Source organism: Syntrophomonas sp. UBA1041, assembly GCF_002316705.1.
Lineage (GTDB): Bacteria > Bacillota > Syntrophomonadia > Syntrophomonadales > Syntrophomonadaceae > DTU019.
Genome location: NZ_DCEA01000025.1, coordinates 2,763 through 7,408 on the forward strand (window position 1 = coordinate 2,763; position 4,646 = coordinate 7,408).

6 protein-coding genes are annotated in these 4,646 nt (G+C 50.6%); all 6 read left to right on the plus strand.

Going from position 1 to position 4,646, the window contains the following annotated elements; genetic code table 11:
• Positions 1 to 1,137 (plus strand): ATP-dependent metallopeptidase FtsH/Yme1/Tma family protein (locus B2633_RS04985; protein WP_483169555.1); only part of this gene is annotated, 1,137 nt, incomplete at its 5' end.
• A 28-nt stretch (positions 1,138 to 1,165) separates the two neighbouring features.
• Positions 1,166 to 1,615, plus strand: coding sequence for a nucleoside-diphosphate kinase (gene ndk, locus B2633_RS04990; protein ID WP_481042152.1), 450 nt, complete (start codon positions 1,166 to 1,168; stop codon positions 1,613 to 1,615).
• A 225-nt stretch (positions 1,616 to 1,840) separates the two neighbouring features.
• Positions 1,841 to 2,365, plus strand: a complete 525-nt coding sequence (locus tag B2633_RS04995; protein WP_481042154.1) for an HD domain-containing protein — start codon at positions 1,841 to 1,843, stop codon at positions 2,363 to 2,365.
• 46 nt (positions 2,366 to 2,411) lie between these two features.
• Complete coding sequence (gene folP, locus B2633_RS05000) at positions 2,412 to 3,605, plus strand: dihydropteroate synthase (RefSeq protein WP_483169556.1); 1,194 nt, start codon at positions 2,412 to 2,414, stop codon at positions 3,603 to 3,605.
• Positions 3,598 to 3,996 carry a dihydroneopterin aldolase gene (folB, locus tag B2633_RS05005; RefSeq protein ID WP_481042158.1) on the plus strand — a complete coding sequence of 133 codons (399 nt, stop codon included), beginning with the start codon at positions 3,598 to 3,600 and terminating at the stop codon, positions 3,994 to 3,996. Before folP ends, folB begins: the two co-directional genes overlap by 8 nt.
• On the plus strand, positions 3,989 to 4,480 hold the full coding sequence (gene folK / locus B2633_RS05010; RefSeq protein ID WP_483169557.1) for a 2-amino-4-hydroxy-6-hydroxymethyldihydropteridine diphosphokinase: 492 nt from the start codon (positions 3,989 to 3,991) through the stop codon (positions 4,478 to 4,480). The genes folB and folK overlap by 8 nt, the downstream gene beginning before the upstream one ends.
• Positions 4,481 to 4,646 lie beyond the last annotated feature (166 nt).

A 4,646-nucleotide genomic window follows, 5' to 3' on the forward strand; every position in this document is an offset into this window, starting at 1 on the left:
GACCTGTTTGAACAGGCCAAGAAAAACGCGCCCTGTATTGTATTTATAGATGAAATCGATGCTGTAGGCCGGCAGCGCGGCGCAGGTTTGGGGGGGGGTCATGACGAGAGAGAGCAGACCCTCAATCAATTGCTGGTTGAAATGGATGGTTTCGATACCAATGAAGGCATCATCGTAATGGCCGGCACCAATCGGCCGGATATACTGGACCCGGCCCTGCTGCGGCCAGGCCGTTTTGACCGCCACATTCTTATTGACCGGCCTGATGTGCGAGGCCGGGAAGCCATTCTGCGGGTGCATGTTAAAGAAAAGCCTTTAGCCGGGGATGTCAATCTGGAAATTCTGGCCAAGCGGACCCCCGGATTCACAGGGGCTGATCTGGCCAACCTGGTCAACGAAGCCGCCTTGTTAACGGCCCGACGGGGTAAAACCGCCATAACTATGGAAGAGTTGGAAGAGTCAATCGAGCGGGTAATTGCCGGGCCGGAAAAGAAGACCCGCGTCATCTCGGAAAAGGAAAAACGCCTGGTGGCTTATCACGAAGCCGGACATGCCATTGTTGGCTATTGCCTGCCGCATACTGACAAGGTCCACAAGATATCCATAATTCCCCGCGGCCGCGCCGGCGGGTATACTTTAATACTGCCGGAAGAGGACCGCAACTACATTACAAAATCCCATCTTCTGGACGAAGTGGCTTTCCTGCTGGGAGGACGGGTATCGGAAGCCCTGGTGTTGAACGATATCAGCACTGGCGCGCAGAACGATCTGGAACGGGCCAGCAGCATTGTGCGGAAGATGATCACCGAGTGGGGCATGTCTGATGAACTGGGTTCATTGACCTTTGGACATAAGAGCGAAGAAGTGTTCCTGGGCCGGGATATTGCCAGAGACCGCAATTATTCGGACGCCATTGCCTACGCTATCGATAAAGCGGCCAGTCAATATATGGAAAGCGGCTACAAAAAGGCTGAAGCCATATTAAAAGAGAATATGGAAAAATTGCACCAGGTAGCTACCTATTTGATTGAGAACGAGACCATGGAAGCTGAACAGTTTGAACAGGTCATGACAGATGGGAATCTGGAAAACGATACGGCAGAAAAAGCGGAAGACCAGCCAGACAGTTCCAGTTAAACCGGGGCACAGAAAGGGGCAGACGGGATTGACCGAACAGACCTTTGTGATGGTGAAACCAGATGGGGTGCAGCGTGGCCTGGTCGGGGAGATTATACGGCGCCTTGAAAGCAAAGGCTTTAAACTGGCAGCCATGAAATTTATGCTGATTGACCGTAACCTGGCGCAAAAGCATTATGCCGAGCATGCGGACAAGGGCTTTTTCCAGGAGCTGATCGCCTTCATTACCTCAGGACCGGTGGTAGCCATGGTATGGGAAGGCGAAGAGGCCATAGCCAGTATCCGCAAGTTGATGGGCAGCACCAACCCGCGTGAAGCTGCTCCAGGGACCATTCGCGGAGACCTGGCCATAGCGACCAACTTTAACCTGATTCACGGCTCTGATTCGACGGCAGCAGCTAAACGTGAAATAAAGCTGTTTTTTGACCCCAGGGAGTTCTGCGATTATTCAAGGAACCTGGATTCATGGATAAAATAGACCGGGAGGGCGGCATAATAAGCCGTCCTTTTGTATTAAGCAGGTTGGGGCTTTTATAAGACAGTTCAACCAGTAAGTATTTTGGGGAAAAATTCATTTTTACCCAAGACAGAAGAAACAATTTTATTTATAATATAATAACCTTGGATTACTAGGAAATTAAGGATTGTTTGGCGTTTGAGGTTAATATAATATAAAACAACATTAATATAGAGGTGGATATCAGTGAAAAGGGTTGAGCTACTGGTAAAGGATCCGCTGTACAAAGACTATATGCAGCGCAACTATGACGAGCAGAAAGAACCCAGGTATTGTCAGCATGACTTCCGGCACCACCTGGATGTGGCCAGGATTACATATATTCTGGTGTTAGAACATAATGACCTGAACTATTTTATCAAGGACTGCGGACTGAGCGGCAAACTGGCCGCCAAAGAGGTCATTTATGCGGCCGGCCTGACCCACGATCTGGGTAAATGGAATGAATATCAGACCGGAGTTGACCATGCCTCCTATGGTTCCAAGCTGGCCCGGGAGATCCTGCCCCGGGCGTACTTCAACCCCAACGAAGTTGATATCATCTGCCGGGCTATATTCGAACACCGCAACATAAGCCGTGATATGAGTTTTTTGGGAGAACGCCTGCACCGCGCGGATAATCTTTCCAGGGTATGTGTGGAGTGTGATTTCAGCAATCAGTGTCCCAAACTTAAATCCAAAGAGCCCATAGCCGCAAGCTTTGAATACTAGTCGGCACAGGGCTTAGACTTTTGATCTGCGAGAAGCAGGAGGACGCATGGCTTATCATCATATGATATTTCTCAATAGTCAGCAAGAGGTTCGGGCTGCATTGGACAATATCGGGGTAGACGATGGGGCTTATGCTTTTCTGGTTCCCAAAGGGGTTTACCACTATCTCAAATTAAAGGATATGCCCTGTCGGGCGGCCAACATCATAAAACAGGAGATGCTCTCCAAAGGGGGAGAAGCAGCCGTATCCAAAGACGCCCTCTACGGCGAGGGCCATACTGATGTCTTGATAATGGGCACGGTCAAACAGTACCGGCTCTTAATCAAAAAGTTGAAATTACAGCCTCTGGGGCTCAAGCAGGTAGCCGGGGAGATAGAGAACCTCTTGAAAAACCTGGAACCTGCGGCCAGACGGGTGGATTTATGCCACGGTAAAAGCCTGCAATTCGGAGAGCGAACCTTCATAATGGGGATTCTCAACCTGACTCCGGATTCATTTTCAGATGGCGGACGCTACACCGAGCTGGATCAAGCTTTGCGGCACGCCTGCGAGATGCGGGAACAGGGTGCGGATATCATTGATATCGGAGGGGCTTCAACCCGGCCCCAGGCAGAGATTGTGGGAGAGCAAGAGGAACTTAACCGGGTGCTCCCGGTGGTCAGGCGATTGGCTCATGAAGATATGATACTATCCGTTGACACCTTTAGGAGCAAAGTGGCGGCGGCCTGCCTGGACGCCGGCGCCCATATGATCAATAATATTGGCGGGCTGCAGCTTGATCGTGGATTGATGCCCAGTCTGGTGGAAAGAAAAACCCCGGTAGTATTAATGCACAACCGGCTGCATATCGATACCGGCAAGCCATACCAGGATTTGATAGCTGACATAATCAATGAACTGGATATAATGATTAAAGACACCGTCGCTGCCGGCTTGCCGGCAGAAAAGATAATTATAGATCCCGGGCTGGGTTTTGGAAAGACCCCGGCGGAGAACCGCTTATTGATGAAGCGTCTGGCGACTTTCAAAGGCCTGGGGAAACCGATTCTCATAGGGGCATCGCGCAAAAGGTTTATCGGCCGGACTCTGGATGTGGAGGTTGATCAACGGCTTGAGGGCAGTTTGGCCGTTTTAGCTATAGGAATTTTGAACGGTGCTGATATAATTAGGGTACATGACGTTAAAGAAAGCTATCGCGTGGCCAGGATGACGGACGCGATTAAGAACGAAAATGGATAGGATCATTATGAAGGGGCTGAGCTTCTTTGGCCGTCACGGGCTTTTGCCCGGCGAAAAGGACAAGCCGCAGCTCTTTAAACTTGATTTGGTTTTATTTCACGACTTGAAGACAGCCGGCCGCCAGGACGACATTGCAGCTACGGTGGATTATGGGAAGGTATTCCATGAGGTACGGCAGATTGTGGAAGAAACCTCCTATAACCTGATCGAAGCCCTGGCCGAAGAGGTCAGCTGCCGGGTATTGCTGGGCTTTCCGTTGCTGTCTGCGATAGAAACCACTGTATATAAACCACAAGCCCCTATCGAGGGTGAGTTCGACTATGTGGCAGTGCAGATTTACCGCTGCCGGGAAGATGTGGTTTCAACCTCCCGGGGGGATCATAATGGCTGAGGCTTATATCGGCCTGGGTTCCAATTGGGGAGATCGTGTGGCCAATGTTGACAGAGGCGTGGAGGAGATTGCCGCTTTGCCGGATACCAGGGTAACGGCGGTATCATCGCATTATCTGACTCCACCCTGGGGCAAGACCGACCAGGATGAGTTTGTAAACCAGGTTATTTCTATAGACACCGGGTTGGGGCCGCTGGTCTTACTGGAGAACCTCAAACAAATTGAAATTAAAATGGGCCGCCAGGCTGGAGAGAAATGGGGCCCACGGGTGATAGATCTGGATATTCTGTGGTACGGAGGCGAACAGATTCATTTACCACAACTGCACATACCCCATCCGTACCTGCGCGAGAGGTTGTTTGTTCTCATCCCGCTGGAAGAAGTGAACTCGGAATTAATTCTTCCTGAAGACGGGATGACGGTTAAGGAGGTGCTGGCTAGAGTCTTAGGGCGAGAAGATTGTGAAATAAAGAAAATGGAATAGGGGATCTCCCGCCGATATCCTTTTCAAGTCCGCTTGTATCCATTATTGGACCGAGACGGCGCGATTTTAGAGGCAGTTGCCTGCCGTAATCCTGAGGAGGTTAGGGAATGACAAATAAAGTCGGCATCATCGGTTTGGGAGTCGTAGGAACGGCTGTTGGGGTGGT